Source organism: Xenorhabdus beddingii, from assembly GCF_002127545.1.
In the GTDB taxonomy this organism is placed as follows: Bacteria; Pseudomonadota; Gammaproteobacteria; order Enterobacterales; family Enterobacteriaceae; genus Xenorhabdus; species Xenorhabdus beddingii.
This window is the reverse complement of record NZ_MUBK01000002.1, coordinates 1-23,222: the sequence shown is the minus strand read 5'-3', so window position 1 is coordinate 23,222 and position 23,222 is coordinate 1. Positions and strand designations below refer to the sequence as shown.

Here is a 23,222-nt window from a genome sequence, read left to right as displayed (position 1 = left end):
CCCCTGACTATTTATCACGATTTACTGGTATTGGAAGCAAAGGCCTGACGGTGCAGAATGGCCAAAAATTCTTCCATAAAGTTATCGTAAGTTTGCTCTAATTTGTTAACACGCTGGTTCAAGCGGTTATACGCCATCACCGCAGGAATAGCCGCAAATAAGCCGATAGCGGTTGCAATCAGGGCTTCCGCAATACCGGGGGCAACCATTTGCAGGGTTGCCTGTTTTACTGCACCCAAGGCGATAAAGGCATGCATGATCCCCCAGACTGTACCAAACAGACCAATATAAGGGCTGATGGAACCGACTGTTCCCAGAAACGGAATGTGGTTTTCCAATGTTTCCAATTCACGGTTGAGGGAAATGCGCATGGCACGGGAAGTTCCTGTGATAACCGCTTCTGGGGCATGGTTATTTGCCTGATGCAACCGGGCAAATTCTTTAAAACCCGCATGGAAAATCTGTTCGGTGCCAGTTAGCGAATCACGGCGTGACTGACTTTCCTTAAAAAGACGTGATAACTCAATACCCGACCAGAATTTATCTTCAAATGCTTCCGCCTCACGACTTGCCGCATTAAGAACCTTTGTCCGTTGGATAATGATTGCCCAAGAGGCGATAGAAAAGCCGATCAAAATTAACATGATCAACTGCACTAAAAAACCGGCCTTAAGAAATAAATCAAGGATGTTCATGTCAGTCACTGCTTAAACTCCGCGACAATAGACTTTGGAAGCGCAATCGGCTTCATTTGAGATGAATTCACGCAGACAACCAAGCATTCTGCGCTGCTGACAACGATGTCATTGCAATCAATAATTTGTTGAATAAATGTCAGAGAAGCGCCACGAATATTCGTAATTTCGCTTTCAACAACCAGCTTATCATCCAGTTTTGCTGGTTTCCGATAGTCAATAGTCATGCGGCTGACAACAAAGCCAACTTGCTGATCTAACATATACTGTTGGTGAAAACCTTTTTCACGCAGCATTTCTGTACGGGCTCTTTCGTAAAAAGCCAAATATCGAGCGTGATAGACTACACCACTAGCATCAGTGTCTTCATAGTAAACACGGATAGGCCAACGGAATAACATATTAATCATATAATCCTAATTCGGCGAATTGACGCTGTCACTATACTCAAGACAATAGCGCTTTGGAATGACTTGTCAGTAAAAAAAATTTATAGGCCAACGGCCTATAAAATTATAATTAGTTTACTTAAAGAAATGGTATAAGCCAAAAAGAAGAATGAAAAATGCAGGTAACGGGTGAAAAAACAAGTGCCAAATAATACGCTTAGGGTGAAATCCGACACCAAAAGTGATACCAGAACAGACTGCCCAGACCAATAAGATACCTTGCCATATCTGCAATGAACTGGTGTTGGCAGCAAAACGCGCTGGCTCCCAGAATACACATGAAGCAAGTGCCAATGCCATGATGAGGATAAGGGCCCTCAACAAGCCCTTATCCATCAGTTGGTAGCATCTATCAGCCAACATTATTTTTCGTCACTCTCAGTCGCTTTTTCTGATTCATTATGCTCAAGTGCCAAAGCCGCAATGACAGCGAAACTACACGCCAAGAGCGTTCCGAGAATCCAAGCAAAATACCACATGCCTATGCTCCTTAATACAGCGAGTGTTTGTTGTTTTCAATATAGTTTTTATCCAAACGCCCAAACGTTTTGTAGTAACACCAAATGGTGTAAGACAACACAATAGGAACGAAGATGAGCGCAACAACGAACATAATTTGCAACGTCCACTGACTGGATGTTGCATCCCACATAGTCAGGCTAACATTCGGATTAAGGCTTGATGGCATCACAAACGGGAACATGGCAATACCTGAAGTCAGAATAATGCAAGCGACTGTCAGTGATGAGAACAGAAATGCCCAAGCTCCTTTATCCAATCGGGTTGCCAGCATCGTCAACAGGGGGAGAACCACACCCAATGCCGGTATTGCCCACAGGATCGGATAGTGATTAAAGTTAGTCAGCCATGCACCGGCCTGCTGAACAACTTCTTTATGCAGTGGGTTGGAGGGTGCCGTTGTCTCCAGTCCACCGGTTACAACATAGCCATCAATACCATAAATCAGCCATATCCCGGCCAATAGGAATGCCACTGCCGTTATCGCTGCACAAACCTGAGTCGCTGTGCGGGAACGCAGATGCAATTCGCCAGTTGTACGCATTTGCAGGTAAGTTGCACCTTGTGTCACGATCATCATCAGGCTAATCACACCCGCCAGCAGACCATAAGGGTTCAACAAGCCAAAGAACGAACCTTCATAGGAAACGCGCAGGTAGGAATCCACCGCCAGAGGAACACCTTGCAATAAGTTACCAAATGCGACGCCAATAACCAGAGCCGGTACAAAGCTACCAATAACCAGTCCCCAATCCCACATATTGCGCCATCTGCTATTTTCCAGCTTAGAGCGGTAATCAAAACCCACCGGACGGAAAAATAGCGCGGCCAATACCAGAATCATTGCCACATAGAAACCAGAGAAAGCGGCAGCATATACCATGGGCCATGCCGCAAACAGGGCACCACCGGCGGTAATTAGCCAAACTTGGTTACCATCCCAGTGTGGAGCAACTGAGTTAATCATGATGCGGCGTTCGGTATCATTTTTACCAATGATTTTCAACAGGATACCGACTCCCATATCAAAACCATCAGTCACTGTGAAACCGATCAGCAACACACCAATCAGCAGCCACCATATAAATCGTAATACATCATAATCAAGCATAAGTGGACTCCTGCTTACTCAATATTGTTCGCTGAAGAAACTGTTTTTTGTTCAAAATGGTAACGTCCGGTCTTAAGGCTGCTTGGGCCAAGACGGGCGAATTTGAACATCAAAAACATCTCTGCGATCAAGAACAAGGTGTACAGACCACAAATCAGTACCATTGAGAAGATGAGGTCGCCAACACTGCGTGTTGAAGCTGCTACAGCGGTTGGCAGAACTTCACCGATTGCCCAAGGCTGGCGGCCATATTCTGCAACAAACCAACCCGCTTCAACGGCAATCCACGGTAATGGAATACTGAACAATGCCGCACGCAGCAGCCATTTATACTGGCCGATACGGTTACGGACAACGCTCAGGAATGACAAACCAATGATCAGCAGCATGATAAAACCTGCGGCAACCATGATACGGAATGCAAAGTAGAGCGGTGCTACACGAGGAATCGAGTCTTTCACGGCAGCTTTGATCTGCGCTTCGGTCGCATCAGTGACGTTTTCGGTGTAACGTTTCACGAGCATACCGTAACCAAGATCTTTCTTGCTTTCGTTGAACGCGCTACGAACATGGGGATCAATATTGCCCGAACGCAACTCTTCCAGCAGTTCATACGCCTTGATACCGTTACGGATACGCTGTTCATGCTGACTCATCAAATCACGCAGACCCACAACGGGGGTATCTGTAGAGCGAGTGGCAATCAGACCTAAGACATAAGGAATTTGGATGGAATATTTGTTTTCCATTTTGTCTTGATCAGGAAGACCAATCAGTGTGAATGAAGCCGGCGGGGGCTGAGTTTCCCATTCTGCTTCAATCGCAGCCAATTTAGTTTTCTGCACGTCCCCCATTTCATACCCGGATTCATCACCCAGGACAATGACAGACAGTATCGCAGCCATACCAAAACTTGCAGCAATGGCGAAAGAACGTTTGGCAAACGCCAAATCACGTCCCTTGAGCAGATAATAAGAACTGATGCCCAATACAAAAATGGCGCCAGTGACATAACCCGCAGCAACAGTATGGACAAATTTCACCTGAGCAACGGGGTTAAGTACCAGTTCACTGAAGCTCACCATTTCCATTCGCATGGTTTCGAAGTTGAAATCAGAGGCAATCGGGTTTTGCATCCAACCATTCGCAACCAGGATCCACAATGCAGAGAAGTTAGAGCCTAGTGCAACCAGCCAGGTAACCGCCAAATGTTGTTTCTTACTCAAGCGATCCCAGCCGAAGAAAAACAGGCCAACGAATGTGGATTCGAGGAAGAATGCCATCAGACCTTCAATGGCCAGCGGCGCACCGAAAATATCACCGACATAATGTGAAAAATATGACCAGTTAGTTCCGAACTGGAACTCCATGGTCAAGCCCGTTGCGACACCCAAGGCAAAGTTAATACCGAATAACTTACCCCAGAATTTTGTCATATCTTTATAGATTTGTTTGCCGGAAAGAACATATACCGTTTCCATGATCGCAAGCAAAAACGCCATACCCAGCGTTAATGGCACGAACAGAAAATGGTACATGGCAGTTAAGGCAAACTGTAATCGTGACAGTTCGACAATATCAAACATCTTGACTCCTTGCTCCTAGCAGGAAGACACCGACTTGCGGCAACCCGACCCCGTAAAACGAAAGTCTCGTAACTACCAGCAATAAATGCCTCAAACACAATCATGAATTATTAACGACATCAAAAATTCAGTATATACCACAATAATGTTACGCCTATATTTACATACAATAAATAAATTTTACGTGACTCAGCTTAGAATTCTGAATATAGGTCAACAATGTCGTACATTCCCAGGCTAATATCTCTATATCTTAGATCAATTTAATCAAGTTTAGCTAAAAGATTCCAGAGTAATAAATTGATTTTAGTCAATTTTTTCCTCATTTTGTTAATCTTTACAGCTATTATTTCATTCTAGTTTACTGCGTGTTAATAGATTGTTATTTCCAATGGGCTGTAATTTCTTTTTTGCTGTAAAAAGCATTAGAAAATTAACTTTTCCTTTTCATTCTTTAATGAATATATTTTTTCAATAATTTAAATTAAATTAATCCAATAAATAGATCTCCCCAAATCCAGTTAAATTAAATTGAAAAATAATCCACCTTATAAATGGACTAACTCACTGTTAATATTATGAATAAAAACAAAAGGCTGCCTTGTGGCAGCCTTTTTCTATAAAAATAGCTTATTTTTTAACTAATTATACCAGTAACGCTTTTACAGCATCGCCAATGTCGGCAAGACTGCGGACGGTCTTAACACCTGCGGCTTCCAGCGCAGCAAACTTTTCATCTGCCGTCCCCTTACCACCTGCAATAATCGCCCCCGCATGCCCCATACGCTTACCTTTAGGCGCAGTGACACCAGCAATATAAGCAACGACAGGTTTAGTCACATGATCTTTGATATAAGCTGCCGCTTCTTCTTCTGCTGCTCCACCGATTTCACCAATCATCACAATGGCTTCTGTCTGTGGGTCTGCCTGAAACAGTTTCAGGATGTCAATAAAGTTTGAGCCGGGGATTGGGTCGCCGCCGATACCCACACAGGTAGATTGGCCTAACCCTGCGTCCGTGGTCTGCTTAACGGCTTCATAAGTCAACGTACCAGAACGGGATACAATACCCACTTTACCCGCTTTGTGAATATGACCCGGCATGATACCGATCTTACATTCACCAGGTGTAATCACGCCCGGACAGTTAGGGCCAATCATGCGAACACCCGCTTGATCCAGTTTTACCTTCACGGTCAGCATATCGAGCGTTGGAATGCCTTCTGTAATCGTAATGATCAACTTAATGCCTGCTTCAATCGCTTCCAGAATGGAATCTTTGCAGAAAGGGGCAGGAACATAGATAACCGATGCGGTCGCGCCAGTCGCTTCAACCGCTTCACGCACGGTATTGAATACAGGCAGTCCCAAATGCTCAGAGCCACCTTTACCCGGTGTTACACCGCCAACCATTTGAGTACCGTAAGCCATCGCCTGCTCGGAATGGAATGTACCCTGACTGCCCGTGAAACCCTGACAAATCACTTTGGTGTTTTTATCGATTAAAATAGACATTATTTATCCCCCGCTGCTGCGACTGCCTGTTTAGCTGCGTCTGTCAAACTCGTGGCGGCAATGATGTTCAAACCACTGTCTGCCAGTTTTTTAGCGCCCAGTTCAGCATTGTTTCCTTCCAGACGAACAACTACCGGTACGTGAACACCCACTTCTTCCACCGCACCAATAATGCCGTCAGCAATCAAATCACAGCGGACGATGCCACCAAAGATATTGACCAAAACAGCTTTAACATTTTCATCTGACAAGATGATTTTGAATGCTTCAGTAACACGTTCTTTTGTCGCGCCACCCCCCACATCAAGGAAGTTTGCCGGCGCGCCACCGTGTAGTTTGACAATGTCCATCGTTCCCATTGCCAGACCCGCACCATTCACCATGCAACCAATGTTGCCATCCAGCGCAACATAGTTCAGTTCCCATTGGGCCGCCTGAGCTTCACGTGGATCTTCCTGTGAAGGATCGTGCATTTCACGCAGTTCAGCCTGACGGAACATGGCGTTACCATCTGCGCCCAGTTTCCCATCAAGACAGATAAGATCACCTTGGGTTGTGATAACTAACGGGTTGATTTCAACCATAGCCAAATCACGCTCCAGGAATAAGTTTGCCAATCCCAAGAAAATTTTGCTGAATTGACCCACTTGTTTACCCGTTAAACCGAGTTTGAACGCCAATTCACGGCCTTGATACGGCATAGGGCCAGTCAGTGGGTCGATAATGGCTTTATGAATCAGCTCGGGCGTTTCTTCCGCCACTTTTTCTATTTCGACGCCACCTTCAGTAGAGGCCATGAACACTACACGACGTGTACCGCGGTCAACAACCGCACCAAGATACAGCTCTTTGGCAATATCGGTTGCCCCTTCCACCAGAATCTGATGAACAGGCTGTCCCTGTGCATCTGTCTGATAAGTTACCAGTCGTTTACCTAGCCATTGTTCAGCAAAAGTGCGGATATCTTCCTTACTGTTGACGACTTTCACGCCACCAGCCTTACCACGGCCACCTGCATGAACCTGACATTTAACGACCCAAGGGCCTGAACCAATCTTGGATGCTGCTTCTTCTGCTTCGCGCGGAGTGGTACAAGCATAGCCAGCAGGTGCTGGTAAACCATACCGTGCAAAAAGTTGTTTTGCCTGATACTCGTGTAAATTCATGATGTTCTATCCATAATTTTATTTAAGAAAGGTAAATTACCTTCTATTTTGTTGCTCTGGATATGACCAGCCCGAAGGCTGGCCTGCATATACATTTTTACATCAACGTCGTACTACTTCAGACTGGCGGAGTTCAACACGCTCCGCCGATATACCCGTCATACTTCAAATTGCCTCTTTGTTGGCTACGCTCACTCACCGCCGCGATGCAACTCGAACTATTTTGGGTATAGTGATGCTATACATCCAGCAGCAAACGTGTTGGATCTTCCAGCATTTCTTTGATGGTCACCAGAAAGCCCACCGATTCACGACCGTCGATCAGACGGTGGTCATAGGAGAGCGCCAGATACATCATTGGGAGGATCTCAACCTGACCATTAACTGCCATTGGACGATCTTTGATGGCATGCATGCCAAGGATCGCACTTTGTGGTGGGTTAATGATCGGGGTGGACATCAAGGAGCCGAAAACACCGCCATTAGTAATGGTGAAGTTACCGCCAGTGAGTTCTTCAACGGTCAGTTTACCGTCGCGGCCTTTGATAGCCAGCTCTTTGATGCCTTTCTCAAGATCAGCCATGCTCAGTGCATCTGCATCACGCAACACAGGGGTCACCAGACCGCGTGGTGTAGAGACGGCAATGCTGATATCAAAATAGTTGTGGTAAACCACATCAGTACCATCAATGGAAGCGTTAACTTCTGGATAACGTTTCAGTGCTTCAACTACCGCTTTCACATAGAAAGACATGAAGCCCAAACGCACGCCATGACGTTTTTCAAACACATCACCATACTGCTTGCGCAGTTCCTGAATTGGCTTCATGTTGACTTCATTGAACGTCGTCAACATCGCTGTATTGTTTTTCGCTTCCAGCAGACGCTCTGCGACACGCTTGCGCAGACGCGTCATCGGTACACGTTTTTCACTGCGATGTGGCAACGAAGAGTGCTGTGCAGAAGGAGCAGGCGCAGCAGATTTACCACTCTCTTTTTTATTTGCAGCAAGGTATTTTTCTACGTCTTCACGCACAATGCGTCCGCCAACGCCGCTACCTTTGATGACAGCAGGATCTAAATCATGTTCTGCAATCAGGCGACGAACGGCCGGGCTTAATGCATCATTGCTTTCTTCTTCCAAAGAAGCCGTCTGGCGCTGTGCAGGAGTTGCTTCTGTTTTTTCTTTTACGTCAGCAGGTATGCCGGTGCTGTCACCCAGACGGATACGACCGAGCAGTTGTCTGGACAGAACAGTGGCTCCTTCTTCTTCCAGAATCGCTTCCAGCACACCCGCTTCACTTGCCGGCACTTCCAGCACAACTTTGTCCGTTTCGATTTCAACCAGCACTTCGTCACGCTCTATGGCATCACCGGGTTTTTTATGCCATGTCGCAACAGTGGCATCTGCGACAGATTCAGGAAGGTCTGGAACCAGAATTTCTACGCTACTCATTTTCTATCCTTATTTATTCAACGTTCAATGCGTCATCAACCAGTGCTTTCTGTTGCTGCTGGTGAACAGACGTATATCCCACAGCCGGGGAAGCAGATGCTGGACGACCTGCATAACGTAAAGAAGCCCCAAATGGGATCGCTTCACGGAAATTATGTTGACTGCAATACCAAGCCCCTTGGTTCAGTGGCTCTTCCTGACACCAGACGAAATCATGCACATGGGCATACTGTTCAAACTGAGTCTGCAAGTGCTGACGTGGGAATGGATACAGCTGTTCAATACGCACAATGGCGACATTGGTCTGTTCATTCTTACGACGCTGTTCCAGCAGGTCGTAATAAACTTTACCGGAACAAAGTACAACACGTTTAACACCTTTTGGATCTAAGGCGTCGATTTCACCCATCACAGGTTCGAATTTACCGTTAGCCAATTCATCCAGACTAGATACCGCCAAGGGATGGCGCAGCAGCGATTTAGGTGACATAACAATGAGCGGACGACGCATACCACGCAGGGCCTGACGGCGCAGCATGTGATAAACCTGAGCCGGGGTCGAAGGTACGCAAACCTGCATGTTTTGCTCTGCACACAGTTGCAGATAACGCTCCAGACGTGCCGATGAGTGTTCTGGCCCCTGCCCTTCATAACCGTGCGGCAGCAGCATAACCAGACCACACATACGGCCCCATTTCTGTTCGCCGGAACTGATGAACTGGTCAATCACAACCTGAGCCACGTTAGCAAAGTCACCAAACTGGGCTTCCCAAATCGTTAGGGCGCGAGGTTCTGTTGTTGCATAACCATATTCAAAGGCCAGTACCGCTTCCTCTGAAAGTACAGAGTCCCATACTTTGAATGGACCCTGACTATTGTGAACATTTGCCAAAGGGACATAAACAGACGCATTGGTCTGGTTGTGGATAACAGCATGGCGATGGAAGAACGTACCACGGCCCGCATCTTCACCGGAGAGGCGCACAGGAATGCCTTCATCAACCAGCGTCGCATACGCCAGTGTTTCCGCACCACCCCAGTCAAACAATTTATTGCCGTTAGCCATCTCTGCACGGTCGCCATAAACCTTTGCAACCCGTGAATGCATTTCCACTTCAGCGGGAACAGTACTGATGCGCTTACCGAGATCTTGCAGACGTTTCATCTCCACTTTATGCGGATACTCATCATCCCATTCGTGGTTCAGGTATGGCTCCCATGTGAATGAATGCAGCCCCATTGGACGCCATTCATCAACAACACATTCACCATGATCCAGTGCATCACGATACAGGTTAACCATTTCGGTAACTTCATTGGCAACCAACAAACCTTCGGCAATCAGTTTGTCTGCATAGATTTTGCGTGCTGTTGGCTGTTTTTTGATTTTCTGGTACATCAGTGGCTGGGTTGCACTGGGTTCATCAGCTTCGTTATGACCGTGGCGACGGTAGCAAACCAGATCAATCATCACGTCACGCTTGAAGGTATTGCGGAAATCAAGCGCCAAACGGGTGACGAAGGCAACTGCTTCAGGATCATCCGCGTTAACGTGGAAGATCGGTGCCTGAACCATTTTCACAATATCAGTACAGTATTGTGTTGAGCGGGCATCTTTCGGATTAGACGTGGTGAAACCAATCTGGTTATTGACCACAATGCGAACAGTACCACCGACTTCATAGCCGCGAGCCTGAGACATGTTCAGTGTTTCCTGAACAATCCCCTGCCCGGTTACCGCCGCATCACCGTGGATGGTGACAGGCAGAACCATGTTACTGCGGCCTTCATCAAGACGATCACGACGGGCACGTACTGAACCGATCACAACAGGGCTGACAATTTCAAGGTGAGATGGGTTAAAGGCCAATGCCAGATGCACCGGTCCCCCTTCAGTTTCGAAATCGGAAGAGAAACCTTGATGGTATTTCACATCACCCGTGCCAAGGTGTTCTTTGTGTTTGCCCGCAAACTCGTCGAACAGATCGACCGGTTTTTTACCCAACAGGTTGACCAGAACGTTCAGACGGCCACGGTGAGCCATTCCCAACACAACTTCGCGGGTATCCTGTTTACCTGCGTGGCGGATCAACTCTTTCAACATCGGGATAAGGGCATCGCCACCTTCGAGGGAGAAACGTTTCGCCCCCGGGAACTTGGCACCTAAATAGCGTTCCAGACCTTCCGCTGATGTTAATTCCTTCAGGAAGCGACGCTTTTCTTCCTTCGTGAACTGTGAACCCACTGCCACAGACTCCAGACGTTGCTGGATCCAACGCTTTTCTTCTGTATTGGTGATGTGCATGTATTCCGCACCAATTGAACCGCAGTAAATGCGCTTCAACTCGCCATACAAATCAGCCAGCTTCATGGTTTCTTTGCCAATGGCAAAAGAACCCACATTAAACGTTTCTTCGAAATCCGCCTTTGTTAAATTATGGAAAGCAGGATCGAGATCTGATACAGGTTCCTGTTTCCATAATCCCAATGGATCAAGACTTGCATTCTGGTGTCCGCGAAAGCGGAATGCGTTGATGAGCTGCAAAACTTTAACTTGCTTTGCATCCATTGCTGGATCGCTGACTGAAGTGTGATAACGAGTGGCATCCTTTGCCAGACGACGGAAGTAATCTCGTGTCTGTGAGTGAAGTTGTTCCCCGCTAAATCCTGCATCCGGTAATTGTTGGAAAATTTCTCTCCAACTTGCATCAACAGAATTAGGATCGGTTATATAGTCTTCATAGATTTGCTCTATGTAAGACTGGTTTGCACCAGCCAGAAAGCTTGAGTCCAACCAGTCCTTCATTGCGCCGTTCTGCATTGTGATCCCTTAAGCTTTAAAAGCTTTAGTTTTCGCCGTGGTTAACAAATTCCGCTTATATTAGCGGTGTTGATAAAAGGTTCATTTGGACGTGCTTAATGCATGTTCTCTATTTGGGTTTTCCTACCCTTCAAGGAACCTTTAAAAACTGATATTCAGTTTTTAAAGGTTTCTTTATTTAGGAACATAGGCCGTCTTTTGCAGTAGGCAATTTATCATTTTTCATTCTTTATGCCCCCCACAGATTTGATATTTCTTTCAAAATTGTGGAGGGCAACATTATATGCACTATTTGCACGCAATTTATGTGCTATTTATGCACAAGATTCCATTTATGCGCTGTGTTTCAGCAGCATAGATTTAATATGGCCAATCGCTTTTGTCGGATTCAATCCTTTAGGGCATACGTTGACACAGTTCATGATCCCATGGCAGCGGAAAACACTGAATGCGTCATTCAGATTGTCCAATCGTGAAGTTGTTTCCGTATCACGGCTATCAATCAGAAAACGGTACGCAGCCAAAAGACCGGCAGGGCCAATAAATTTATCAGGATTCCACCAGAACGACGGGCAAGACGTCGAGCAGCAGGCACACAAAATACATTCATACAGGCCATCCAGTTTCTCACGCTGTTCTGGTGATTGCAGGTGCTCACGCGCGGGTGGGTTTTTGCCGTCATTGAGCAGGTAAGGACGGATCTTTTCATACTGAGCGTAGAATTGCCCCATATCCACAACCAGATCACGAACAACAGGCAAACCGGGCAATGGACGAATAACAATTTTCTTATTGCCACGGCGCAGGGCTGAAACCGGCGTCACACAAGCCAAACCGTTTTTGCCATTCATATTCACGCCATCAGAGCCGCAAACCCCCTCACGGCAAGAACGACGAAATGCCAGAGTGGGATCTTGTTCTTTTAGCTGGATTAACGCATCCAGCAACATCATGTCACGCCCTTCCGGTGCTTCCAGCGAGTAGTCCTGCATATGAGGCGCATCGTCTACATCTGGATTATAACGATAAATTGAAAATTCAAGTTTCATAATCTATTTCTCCGCAACTGGAACATCAGCAACGCAATCAGTAAGAACGCACTTTCGGCGGGAAAGCGTCACGCAGCGTTGGCTGCATATTCACTTCGCGACGAGTCATGCTCTCAGTTTGCGGTAAATACAAGCTATGACACAGCCAGTTAGCGTCATCACGGTCCGGATAGTCAAAACGGCTGTGGGCACCACGGCTTTCTGTACGGAAATTCGCCGCAACCGCCGTTGAATAAGCGGTTTCCATCAGGTTATCCAATTCCAGACATTCGATGCGCTGAGTATTGAATTCTGATGAAGTATCATCCAGACGAGCATTTTTCAGGCGTTCACGGATCACTTTCAGCTCGTCCAGCCCTTTTGCCATCGCATCACCTTCGCGGAATACTGAGAAGTTGTGCTGCATGCAGGATTGCAAAGATTTGCGGATTTCAACCGGATCTTCACCGGATCGCGTGTTGTTCCAACGGTTCAGACGCTGCAGTGCAGCATCAACATCGGATTCGCTGGCATCACGGCTGGTTCCTTGTTCCATCAGGCACTCTTTCAGATGCAGACCTGCGGAGCGACCAAATACCACCAGATCCAGCAGTGAGTTACCACCGAGACGGTTTGCCCCGTGAACGGATACACAGGCAATTTCACCCACGGCAAACAGACCCGGAATCACCACATCTTCGCCTTTTTCGTTGACTGTCAATGCCTGACCCGTGATCTTGGTTGGAATCCCCCCCATCATATAATGGCAGGTCGGAATAACGGGGATCGGTTCTTTCACCGGATCTACGTGAGCGAAAGTCCGGGATAATTCGAGGATACCCGGCAAACGGGATTCCAATACATCCTTGCCCAGATGATCCAGTTTCAATTTCGCATGAGGTCCCCATGGGCCATCACAACCACGGCCTTCACGGATTTCAATCATGATGGAACGTGCAACTACGTCACGGCCGGCAAGGTCTTTGGCATTTGGTGCATAACGCTCCATAAAGCGCTCACCCTCTTTATTCAGCAGGTAACCACCTTCACCACGGCAGCCTTCTGTGACCAGAACACCCGCACCGGCGATACCGGTTGGGTGGAATTGCCACATTTCCATATCCTGAACAGGGACACCGGCACGCAGCGCCATACCAACACCATCACCCGTATTGATATGCGCATTGGTTGTGGATTGGTAAATACGACCAGCACCACCGGTTGCCAGAATGGTTGCCTTGGATTTGAAATAAACCACTTCACCGGTTTCAATACAGATAGCGGTACAACCAACAATTGCGCCATCCTGATTTTTAACCAGATCCAGCGAATACCATTCAGAGAAAATAGTCGTGTGATTCTTTAAATTCTGCTGGTACAGGGTATGCAACAGAGCGTGACCTGTACGGTCAGCGGCGGCGGCAGTGCGGGCAGCCTGTTCGCCACCAAAATTTTTGGATTGTCCACCAAATGGACGCTGATAAATACGGCCATTATCCAGACGGGAAAATGGCAGCCCCATATGTTCCAGCTCCAGAATGGCTTCCGGACCAGTTTTACACATGTATTCGATGGCATCCTGATCACCGATATAATCGGAACCTTTTACCGTATCATACATGTGCCATTCCCAGTCATCGTCATGGGTATTGCCCAAAGCAACGGTAATCCCGCCCTGCGCTGAAACAGTATGAGAACGAGTCGGAAATACCTTGGAAATCAAGGCACAGGATAAACCCATTTGTGAAATTTGCAGTGCAGCGCGCATACCTGCGCCACCCGCACCAATAACAACAGCGTCAAACTCTCTGACTGGCAGTTTCATTTATGCACCCCACACAACAATTGTTCCGTAAATTAAATAAGACAGCAGCGCCACAATAATCACCAGTTGCAGCACCAGACGCAGTGCGAGTGGTTTGACATAATCTGTCAATACCTGCCACATACCAATCCATGCATGAACCAGAATGGAAAGCAGTGCCAATACCGTGAACACTTTAGTGAGAGATGAGGAGAAGAAACCGCGCCAGACTTCATAGGTAATATCCGACGTTGTTGCGACGAAACCAACGAGATAGAGGACGTACAAAACAATAATAATTGCAGATGCCCGCAGCAGCAGCCAATCCTGAATACCTGTACGACCCAATGCGGATGCGTTGCTTACCATAATAATACCCCAGCCAGAATAGACAGAATAACGGCGATCACTATTGCCACTTTGGCAGACGCACTACCGGTAGCGAGATTTTCTTCCAAGAAACCAAAATCCATCAATACATGGCGAATACCCCCACAAATGTGGTAAGCCAGCGCCGTCAATATCCCCCACAGGATAAATTTGGCGAAGAAGCCAGTCATGATTTCAGATACTTGTAGGAAGCCCTCCTGCGAAGACAGTGACATACCCAACAACCACAGCAAAATGCCCACTGCGATAAAGGTGATGACGCCTGAGATACGGTGCAAGATCGATGCTATCGCGGAGACGGGTTGGTTAATCGTCCGCAGATCAAGGTTGACAGGTCTTTGTTTTTTCACAATTTTGCCCACAAAGCTTTTTTTTATTTTCCATCCTCCGGGCCTGGGCAGGAATCAGACAGCGCTAAGGGGATACAAAGACACAACATAATTAAATTAACAATCCTTACATGTTTATCAAAAGTTGTGATTTGGTTACGCTGGGTGCTCCTACATCAGGGTAATCCGGAGACCTTACGGAAGTATAAGTACTTCACATTGTTATTACAATTGCCACACAATATGATTGTTAACATTTAGCTTGAACAGTGAGAAAGATCACGCTTCAAACATTTATCATAAAAACCATTATCTTGTTTGACAATAATTAAACATTTACCTTACATATATGTCGTTATATATTATCTATCATCGTTTTCCGATGAAAAAATAGACTTAACGAAAAGCAGAAGTTATGTAAAAGTATCGTATAAGCACAAAATGGTAACATTTATTGTCGATAATACTTTAAACATAATTCCCGGAAACTTTTTAACAACCTGAAAACCATTGTCGTCCGTAATGAGATTTCAGCGTTATAATGTGATACCAGCCTGATTTTAAACTCTCTCCGGTAGCACAATGCCTTCGGCACAGTATAAATTGCGCCTATCTGGTTGTTAGGAGGTTACAAAAATAAGCGCTAAGGAGATGTAAATGGCTGATAAAAAGGCTACGTTGAACATAAATGGTTCAGCTGCTATCGAACTAGACGTACTAACGCCGACCCTAGGTTCTGAAGTGATTGACGTTCGTACCCTCGGCTCAAAAGGCTTCTATACCTACGATCCTGGCTTTACTTCCACTGCCTCCTGTGAGTCGAAAATCACCTATATTGATGGCGATGAAGGCATTTTGCTGCACCGTGGTTTTCCTATCGATCAGCTCGCAACGGAATCAACCTATCTGGAAGTCTGTTATATTTTGCTGTACGGCGAACCCCCTACCCCCGAAGAATACGAAAAATTCAAAACGACGGTGACTCGCCATACGATGGTCCACGAACAGATTACCCGCCTGTTCCACGGTTTCCGTCGTGATTCCCACCCAATGGCTGTACTTTGTGGCGTGACGGGTGCACTGGCCGCTTTCTATCATGATGCACTGGATGTCCATAATCCTCGCCACCGTGAAATCACGGCTTACCGCCTGCTGTCCAAAATGCCAACGGTCGCGGCAATGTGTTACAAATATTCCCTTGGGCAGCCTTTCGTCTATCCACGTAACGATCTTTCCTATGCAGCCAACTTCCTGCACATGATGTTCTCAACACCTTGTGAAGAATATAAGGTTAACCCTGTACTGGAACGCGCCATGGATCGCATTTTCATTCTGCATGCGGATCATGAACAAAATGCCTCAACGTCAACAGTACGTACCGCAGGTTCTTCTGGTGCCAATCCATTTGCCTGTATCGCCGCAGGGATTGCATCCCTATGGGGGCCAGCACATGGCGGAGCCAACGAAGCCTGTTTGCGCATGCTGGAAGAGATCCAAACGGTCGATCACATCCCTGAATTCATTGCCCGCGCCAAAGATAAGAATGACTCTTTCCGCCTGATGGGTTTTGGACACCGGGTTTACAAAAACTACGATCCCCGTGCGACAGTGATGCGTGAAACCTGCCACGAAGTGCTGAATGAACTGGGCCTGAATGACAGCCTGCTGGAAGTCGCGATGGAATTAGAGCGTATTGCCCTGAACGACCCGTACTTCATTGAGAAAAAACTGTATCCAAACGTCGATTTCTATTCTGGCATCATTTTGAAAGCCATGGGGATCCCATCAACCATGTTCACTGTGATTTTCGCCATTGCCCGTACTATCGGCTGGATTGCTCACTGGAATGAAATGCATGATGAAGGTCTGAGGATCGCACGTCCACGCCAGCTTTACACAGGTCATAGCCAACGTGATTTCGAGAGCCGGTTAAAAAAATGACTTAGTCACGTCAATAACACTATTCACATTCTGAATAATACATTTCTGCACCTCTAAAGTCGGTTTTTATTCTGACTATTAGAGGTGTAGTTTTTTTTGATTAATATAAATCATTACTTTAATAACGAAAAAAATATAACAAGGTGTCTATTCACATATAATTACCCTACAACCAGTAAATATAAATACATTTTACTATCAATAACATAGATAAATTCACCCACTTAAAATAAACGTAAATTTATACATATTTAGACACTCCCTTAATAATAAAGAAAGGTCTATTCTGGCAGATTTTTATTGCCGTCATACGCACCTAATGCTCACAATGCCTCCCGGTGTTGATATTGATATCGTTATCGATTTTGACGCCGAATCCATTTTTCTACCAGAACCTTGGTGTTCAAATTAATTTAAACAGAGCTCTGGTTAACTTTGCCCTTAAATTCTTTTGGGAGATTATATGCGATCAGCAGGAATTCAAGCGTTAGCTGTGTATTTACCTGATGGAGTACGTACAAATGCTTGGTGGGGTGGAGAAGTTCCACCACAGGAGAACAAGCCGCCAGCCATGGCATCAGCCTCGGATAGTTCATCCAAGCGTCGGAAAGTCAACCCATACGATGCCGCGATGGAACGTTATCTGGAAGATCCTTTTTTCGGCAGCGTTGAGCGCCGTGTCGTGACAAATGCTGAGGGAAGTGTAGAACTCGGGGTTGAAGCCGCACGTCGTGTATTGGATGCGGCGGGTATTTCACCCAATGAGGTGGATTGCCTGATTGCGGTGTCGATGTTCCCCGATCGAATCGGTTCGGGTGACGCAGGGTATCTTGCGCAGGCACTGGGAACCGGGGGCGGAGCGTTCAACGTGGAAGCCACCTGTGGTGGGTCCATGTCGGGGTTATTAACAGCATGCGCCTGGGTGCAGGCAGGACTGAAAGAACGCATTCTGGTTGTGACAACATCTAGGCTATCACGTGCAATCGAAGCGGACGATGTCACTCTGCGGCTGTGCGGGGATGCTTCAGCGGCATTTCTGGTCGGGCCAGTAGAGGATGGATTTGGTTTATTGGGCGCTGAGTCTTTACACACCGGCAAGACCTGTGGGACTTGGCTGCTGGATGCGGTCGAGGACACTGCGGGAACCACACTCGCAGGGCAGAAGATTCGTTTGCGCGTAGATCCCTCCATCTCCCACGTGCTGCGTGCCACGGCTGAACCCTACCTCTTACAGACGGTTGAAGGCGCACTGGCGAAAGCCGGGCTGGAATTGAAAGATATTGACTTCGTTGTGGTGAACACGCCGACCGCTTGGCATGCAGAATTCTCCGCCAATGTGTTGGGTATCGAGCCTAGCCGTGTCGTGAATACTTTTCCGCAAGTTGCCAATATAGGGCCGGTACTGGTGCCGTTCAACGCCTATACCGCAGCGGCTGAGGGTCGCATTAAATTCGGCGACAACGTGCTGATGTACGGATTTGGTGGTCAGGCTGAAGCCTCTGCAGCCATATTCCGCTGGCCAAACGTCATTCTGGCCGCCCCCCCCAAAGCAGCCTCTGTCATCAATCCGACAAGTCCAAGTGAACATTCATAATCCATTGCCATTAGAGGAAAACACCATGTCTAACACCTTGATTAAAATTCGTGCTTTTGTGATCGACAATATCCTGAAAGGAGATGACTCTGATATTTCTGATGACCTGAATCTGGGCGAATCAGGCATTCTTTCATCGTTGGCGACCATGCGTCTGGTTTCATTTATCGAGGATGAATTCAACATCATAGTCGGTGTCAGTGATCCAAGGACACGCTTCACAACTATCCGCGAGATCGCACTTTATGTTAATGAGAAGTTGTCAGGAGTTGAAAAATGACAACCGAAACTGTCTTGTCGGAACAACTTGAGCCTTTGATGGACTTGGCGAAATACTTAGACAACACCACAGCACGAAACCCTGGTGCCCGAGCTGTCGTTGATTCTGATGGTTCAGCAATAAGTTACGCAGAACTTTCCTCTGCGGCAGATAACGTTGCCGCTTTTCTCCATCGGAAGGGGGTTGTCGCCGGTGATCGGGTGGGGCTTTTCATGCACAAAAGTTCCCGCACCCTCGCGGCTATTTTTGGCATACTCCGTCTGGGCGCAACATACGTGCCTACGGATGTAAATAGTTCAGGTTTACGGGCATCAACTGTATTCAGAGATTGCGATGTTCGAATCATTTTTACCGATCCTGAATCTGCGTCACATCTGATACAAGCCGCCCCCGAACTCGGATCTCGCGTCGTTGTCATGCAGCCACATCACAAGGAGCTGAACGGCACACGTGAGGAACGGCAAACGCTGGACATACGGCACGGGGAAAAGCCCGACTCTTCATATCCACGCAGTATGCCGGATGCGGATCGGCTCGCGTACATCCTGTACACATCCGGTTCTTCCGGGACACCAAAAGGCGTCGCGATAAGCCACCGCAACGCGGTTAGCTTCGTCGAATGGGCTTCCGCCCTTTTCAATGTGACAGAAGAAGATCAGGTATCCAGCCACGCCCCATTCCATTTCGACCTATCGATCTTCGATATCTATGTCTCGGTGAAGAATGGCGCGTGCATTCACCTCATTGACGCCGATCTTGCCGCGAGTCCACGGCATCTTGCCACATTCATATCCAACCGGGAGATCACGGTCTGGTACTCAGCCCCTGCCATTCTGGGAATGTTGGCCGAACAACACAAAGCAGGCAGCCCTACCCATAACCGGCTGAGACTCGTACTCTTCGCGGGAGAAGTTTTTCCGGTCACTAAGTTGCGCAAACTGATGCACCTGTGGCCTGAACCAACCTACTACAACCTGTACGGTCCCACAGAAACCAACGTATGCACTGTTTACCAAGTGCCCGCGTTCATGCCAATAAACCGGATCGAACCCTTGTCGATAGGTCACCCCTGTGATCACTGTGAAACTATCGTCGTCGATGAGCATCTACAGCCCGTACCCGACGGCGAACCTGGCTTGCTGTGCGTCGCAGGGCCTTCTGTCTTTACGGGTTATTGGAATGCGCCCGAGAAAACGACTCAGCGCATCTTCCACCTGGACAACAAACGTTGGTATAACACCGGAGATAGGGTTCGCTCCTCGCCTGAGGGCTACATCTTCATGGGACGGCTTGATCGCATGATCAAACGTCAGGGATACCGGATAGAGTTGGACGAGATTGAATCATGTTTGATGGCTCATCCCGAACTCACGACCTGCGCGGTAGTCAGTTCTGAGAACGACGGAAATACCACCATCACCGCATTTCTCGTCGCTTGCGATTCCTTGATCTCCCCAATGGATCTGAGTAGGTTCTGTTACGAACGGCTTGCACGCTACATGGTTCCCGACCATTTCAGCTACCTGCCTGATCTTCCCCGCACCTCGACAGGCAAGACCAACTATCAGCTTCTGGAGCACCAATGCCATGCCAAACCAAATTGATGAACAACGGATATCGCTGCGCGATAATGCTGCGCATTTTGCCCGCGACCAGCTAAGCACAGATATAGCAGCCTCCGACCATGCCGGTACTTTCCATCGGGACGGCTGGCAGAGATGCGCCAAATTTGGACTCATCAGCATGGCCATCCCCAAAGACCTCGGCGGCGCTGGCGCACCACTGTCCGACCTTCTCGCGGTCATGGAGGGGCTGGGGTATGGTTGCGAGGATCTGGGCCTGTTGTTTTCACTCAACGCCCACCTGTGGACCGTTGCCATGCCTCTGGCCATCCACGGTACACCGGCACAACGTTTACGCTTTTTACCCGGTCTGATGGACGGCTCACTGATTGGAGCCAATGGCTCGACGGAAGAAGAAGCCGGGTCAGACGTGTTCTCCATGCGCACCCATGCAGTGCGGGATGGCGACAGCTATATCCTCAACGGTTCGAAGATGTACATCACGAATGCCCCCATCGCCGATCTTTGTGTCATCTACGCCACGATCGACCCTACACTGGGTCCACTTGGCGTGACAGCTTTTCTGGTCGAGTCAACGAACCCAGGCATGGAATTAAGTTCGCCCATGGAGAAAATGGGGATGCGTACCGCCCAAATGGGTCGGATCACGCTCAAGGACTGCCGTGTCCCGGCCGATGCAATATTGGGTAAAGAAGGACGGGGGGTCAAAATCTTCGAAAGTGCCATGGAACACGAACGGGGATGCATTCTTGCCACTACCTTGGGATCGATGCGCCGTAACCTTGAAGCCTGTATTGCACGCGCGCGTACACGCCGCCAGTTCGGCCAACCCATCGGCAAGAATCAGGCCATCTCCCATCGCATCGCGGACATGAAAGTCAGCCTGGATGCCGCACGCGAACTCGTCTACCGGGTCGGACGACTTAAGGACGCCGGCAAAGATGCGATGTTGGAAGCTGCCTGTGCGAAACTATTCGTCTCCGAGACCTACACGAAGTTCTCGTTAGATGCACTGCGGATCCATGGGGCACAAGGCTACCTGGCCGAAAGCCCCACGGAGAGGGAGCTGCGCAATTCCATTGCATCAATCATTTATTCAGGCACATCCGACATTCAGCGTAACATCATCGCCAGTGAACTCGGATTGTAAATCGGCACGCTACCACAGCAAAAAACCGAGATATTACTCAAAAGATCAGGGTAATTTATCCTGATCTTTTTTCATTTCTCTGAGCCAGCCATATATTCTCTTGGAGGTCTTCCCATCGCCTTACGAAAAAACGTCACAAATGCACTATCACTGGCAAAACCCAGTTCCTGGGCAACATAAGACAAGGTTTTGTTCTGGGCCAGCAACTCTATTGCCTTGACCAATCGCCATTGTTGCCGCCACTGCTGGTAATTCATGCCGGTTTCACGCTGGAAAATCCGCGTGATGGTTTTCTCGCTGGCACCAATATAAGTCGTCAGCGTGTGTAATGGTGGCGGCAATTGTTCAAATGATAAACGTGCCAAACGCCGATCCAAAGGCCAAGGTAACAAAGTGGGTTCCCTGCGTGCCTCACGGAGTTCATCAAAAAATACCCTCAGCAGATTGGCTCCCCTGCCTTGACACCAATCAGAATCGAAAGGAGAAACCGCAATCCGCTCCAGAATCGCCTGTAATAATGGCGTGGCTTCCCATATTTCACTGTGGGTTGAAATGAATGCTGTTTCAGAGGTATTCAGGTAAGAAGCATTTAGGAAAAAACCCGTCAGGAAAAAAGTATCCAGATAAATAGAACGATACCCGACAGAACCGCGCATTTCCGCCCGATGCCGTGTCTTGGGCGGTATCCATGCCACTCTGCTTGGCGGCAAGACGGAGATCTGATTTGTCAGCGTAATCTTGATACAGCCTCGCTGAGTAAACAACAATTGCCCCCTATCATGCTGATGGAAGCCAGAATCATGTTGCCCCATCTCTGCCGCAATGCCTATTACCGGCGCATTCAAACCATCCATATTAAAACCATCCATATTCAAAACATCCGGATCAAAATAATCACTCTGTTGCAGCCACGCCATGTCAATTCCTACACCTTCAATGTCCGATGATATAAATAAACTGTCTTTATTATTATAAATAGACATCAAGCAGAATGCTAACCTGACAAACCATCACCCACTGATTCTTAGCAGAAAAAACCATGCACACCAAACCCTCGCTTTGGCTAGCCATCGCATTGATGATGTTCCCGCAAATAGTGGAAACTATCTATAGTCCTGCATTACCCAATATCGCCCATGGGTTTTCTGTCAGTTCAGCACAGGCGGCCCAAACACTATCACTCTATTTTTTTGCCTTCGCCCTCGGTGTGGTGGTATGGGGACGCCTGTGTGATGTGATTGGCAGACGCCCGACCATGATTGCCGGCCTGTCACTCTACGGCCTCGCCTCCCTGCTGGCACTATCGACCCAACAATTCTGGTTGCTACTGATTGCCAGAATGTTATCCGCTTTCGGAGCTGCGGTCGGCTCTGTGGGTACACAAACCATGATGCGCGACACCTACCGTGGTGAAGAATTGGCCCGTATCTTTTCCATTCTGGGAATGGCCTTAGCCGCCAGCCCTGCCATTGGCATGATCAGCGGCTCAACGCTGAACTCTTTTGCGGGCTATAAGGGGGTATTTGCCGGACTGGCTGTTTTAGCCGCTATGTTGACCTGTTGGGCAACGATTCGATTGCCAGAAACACGCCCCACCGACGTGGCAAAAGTGGCTTTATTCAGTACGGCAATCATGATGCTCAAAGATATTTCGATTTGGCGCAATGCGTTTCTGATCGCATTTTTCAATATTTGCCTGTTCAGCTATTACCAATTAGCCCCATTTCGTTTTGAACAACTTGGATTGACGCCGGAAACGTTTGGTTATACTGGCCTGTTATTGGCTTGCGGTGCCGGGGTCGGTT

21 protein-coding genes are annotated in these 23,222 nt (G+C 47.8%); 6 read left to right on the top strand and 15 right to left on the bottom strand.

All coding sequences use genetic code 11. From position 1 onward, the window contains the following. Positions 1-14 precede the first annotated feature (14 nt). The 14 genes from tolQ to sdhC all read right to left on the bottom strand — a co-directional run bounded on the left by tolQ (position 15) and on the right by sdhC (position 14,902). The gene (tolQ, locus tag Xbed_RS01295; RefSeq protein ID WP_086111150.1) at positions 15-704 is read right to left on the bottom strand and encodes a Tol-Pal system protein TolQ; all 690 of its coding nucleotides are present in this window, start codon (positions 702-704) and stop codon (positions 15-17) included. Then, positions 701-1,105 (bottom strand): tol-pal system-associated acyl-CoA thioesterase, encoded by a 405-nt coding sequence (ybgC, locus tag Xbed_RS01290; RefSeq protein ID WP_086111149.1) that lies wholly within the window; start codon positions 1,103-1,105, stop codon positions 701-703. Before ybgC ends, tolQ begins: the two co-directional genes overlap by 4 nt. A gap of 114 nt (positions 1,106-1,219) precedes the next feature. Next, positions 1,220-1,507 carry a cyd operon protein YbgE gene (ybgE, locus tag Xbed_RS01285; protein WP_086111148.1) on the bottom strand — a complete coding sequence of 96 codons (288 nt, stop codon included), beginning with the start codon at positions 1,505-1,507 and terminating at the stop codon, positions 1,220-1,222. Continuing rightward, entirely contained in the window at positions 1,507-1,623 is a 117-nt protein-coding gene (cydX, locus tag Xbed_RS01280; RefSeq protein WP_086111147.1) for a cytochrome bd-I oxidase subunit CydX, read from the bottom strand. The genes ybgE and cydX overlap by 1 nt, the downstream gene beginning before the upstream one ends. Before the next feature lie 11 nt (positions 1,624-1,634). After that, on the bottom strand, positions 1,635-2,774 hold the full coding sequence (gene cydB, locus Xbed_RS01275) for a cytochrome d ubiquinol oxidase subunit II (protein ID WP_086111146.1): 1,140 nt from the start codon (positions 2,772-2,774) through the stop codon (positions 1,635-1,637). 14 nt (positions 2,775-2,788) lie between these two features. Continuing rightward, the gene (gene cydA, locus Xbed_RS01270) at positions 2,789-4,360 is read right to left on the bottom strand and encodes a cytochrome ubiquinol oxidase subunit I (RefSeq protein WP_086111145.1); all 1,572 of its coding nucleotides are present in this window, start codon (positions 4,358-4,360) and stop codon (positions 2,789-2,791) included. A gap of 645 nt (positions 4,361-5,005) precedes the next feature. Next, positions 5,006-5,875 carry a succinate--CoA ligase subunit alpha gene (gene sucD, locus Xbed_RS01265; protein ID WP_086111144.1) on the bottom strand — a complete coding sequence of 290 codons (870 nt, stop codon included), beginning with the start codon at positions 5,873-5,875 and terminating at the stop codon, positions 5,006-5,008. Continuing rightward, positions 5,875-7,041, bottom strand: coding sequence for an ADP-forming succinate--CoA ligase subunit beta (gene sucC, locus Xbed_RS01260; protein WP_086111143.1), 1,167 nt, complete (start codon positions 7,039-7,041; stop codon positions 5,875-5,877). The genes sucD and sucC overlap by 1 nt, the downstream gene beginning before the upstream one ends. A gap of 238 nt (positions 7,042-7,279) precedes the next feature. Then, entirely contained in the window at positions 7,280-8,497 is a 1,218-nt protein-coding gene (gene odhB / locus Xbed_RS01255) for a 2-oxoglutarate dehydrogenase complex dihydrolipoyllysine-residue succinyltransferase (RefSeq protein WP_086111142.1), read from the bottom strand. Positions 8,498-8,510: 13 nt separating this feature from the next. Then, a complete protein-coding gene (sucA, locus tag Xbed_RS01250) occupies positions 8,511-11,318 on the bottom strand; it encodes a 2-oxoglutarate dehydrogenase E1 component (RefSeq protein ID WP_086111141.1) in 2,808 nt (935 codons plus the stop codon). 332 nt (positions 11,319-11,650) lie between these two features. Next, entirely contained in the window at positions 11,651-12,367 is a 717-nt protein-coding gene (locus tag Xbed_RS01245; protein WP_086111140.1) for a succinate dehydrogenase iron-sulfur subunit, read from the bottom strand. A 37-nt stretch (positions 12,368-12,404) separates the two neighbouring features. Then, the gene (gene sdhA / locus Xbed_RS01240; protein ID WP_086111139.1) at positions 12,405-14,171 is read right to left on the bottom strand and encodes a succinate dehydrogenase flavoprotein subunit; all 1,767 of its coding nucleotides are present in this window, start codon (positions 14,169-14,171) and stop codon (positions 12,405-12,407) included. Next, a complete protein-coding gene (gene sdhD / locus Xbed_RS01235; RefSeq protein ID WP_086111138.1) occupies positions 14,172-14,519 on the bottom strand; it encodes a succinate dehydrogenase membrane anchor subunit in 348 nt (115 codons plus the stop codon). Further along, positions 14,513-14,902, bottom strand: coding sequence for a succinate dehydrogenase cytochrome b556 subunit (gene sdhC / locus Xbed_RS01230; protein ID WP_086111137.1), 390 nt, complete (start codon positions 14,900-14,902; stop codon positions 14,513-14,515). The genes sdhD and sdhC overlap by 7 nt, the downstream gene beginning before the upstream one ends. Positions 14,903-15,526: 624 nt before the next feature. Here sdhC and Xbed_RS01225 point away from each other — a divergent pair. The 5 genes from Xbed_RS01225 to Xbed_RS01205 all read left to right on the top strand — a co-directional run bounded on the left by Xbed_RS01225 (position 15,527) and on the right by Xbed_RS01205 (position 21,417). Continuing rightward, complete coding sequence (locus Xbed_RS01225; RefSeq protein ID WP_086111136.1) at positions 15,527-16,810, top strand: citrate synthase; 1,284 nt, start codon at positions 15,527-15,529, stop codon at positions 16,808-16,810. 463 nt (positions 16,811-17,273) lie between these two features. Beyond that, positions 17,274-18,404, top strand: coding sequence for a 3-oxoacyl-ACP synthase III family protein (locus Xbed_RS01220; RefSeq protein ID WP_086111135.1), 1,131 nt, complete (start codon positions 17,274-17,276; stop codon positions 18,402-18,404). Between the two features lie 25 nt (positions 18,405-18,429). Further along, on the top strand, positions 18,430-18,684 hold the full coding sequence (locus Xbed_RS01215; protein ID WP_086111134.1) for an acyl carrier protein: 255 nt from the start codon (positions 18,430-18,432) through the stop codon (positions 18,682-18,684). Next, a complete protein-coding gene (locus Xbed_RS01210) occupies positions 18,681-20,288 on the top strand; it encodes an amino acid adenylation domain-containing protein (RefSeq protein WP_086111133.1) in 1,608 nt (535 codons plus the stop codon). The genes Xbed_RS01215 and Xbed_RS01210 overlap by 4 nt, the downstream gene beginning before the upstream one ends. Further along, positions 20,272-21,417, top strand: coding sequence for an acyl-CoA dehydrogenase family protein (locus Xbed_RS01205; protein WP_086111132.1), 1,146 nt, complete (start codon positions 20,272-20,274; stop codon positions 21,415-21,417). The genes Xbed_RS01210 and Xbed_RS01205 overlap by 17 nt, the downstream gene beginning before the upstream one ends. A 71-nt stretch (positions 21,418-21,488) precedes the next feature. On the opposite strand, the gene Xbed_RS01200 is transcribed toward Xbed_RS01205, so the two are convergent. After that, the gene (locus Xbed_RS01200) at positions 21,489-22,334 is read right to left on the bottom strand and encodes a helix-turn-helix domain-containing protein (RefSeq protein WP_086111339.1); all 846 of its coding nucleotides are present in this window, start codon (positions 22,332-22,334) and stop codon (positions 21,489-21,491) included. 122 nt (positions 22,335-22,456) lie between these two features. Here Xbed_RS01200 and Xbed_RS01195 point away from each other — a divergent pair. Next, a partial coding sequence (locus tag Xbed_RS01195; RefSeq protein WP_086111131.1) for an MFS transporter occupies positions 22,457-23,222 on the top strand: 766 nt, incomplete at its 3' end.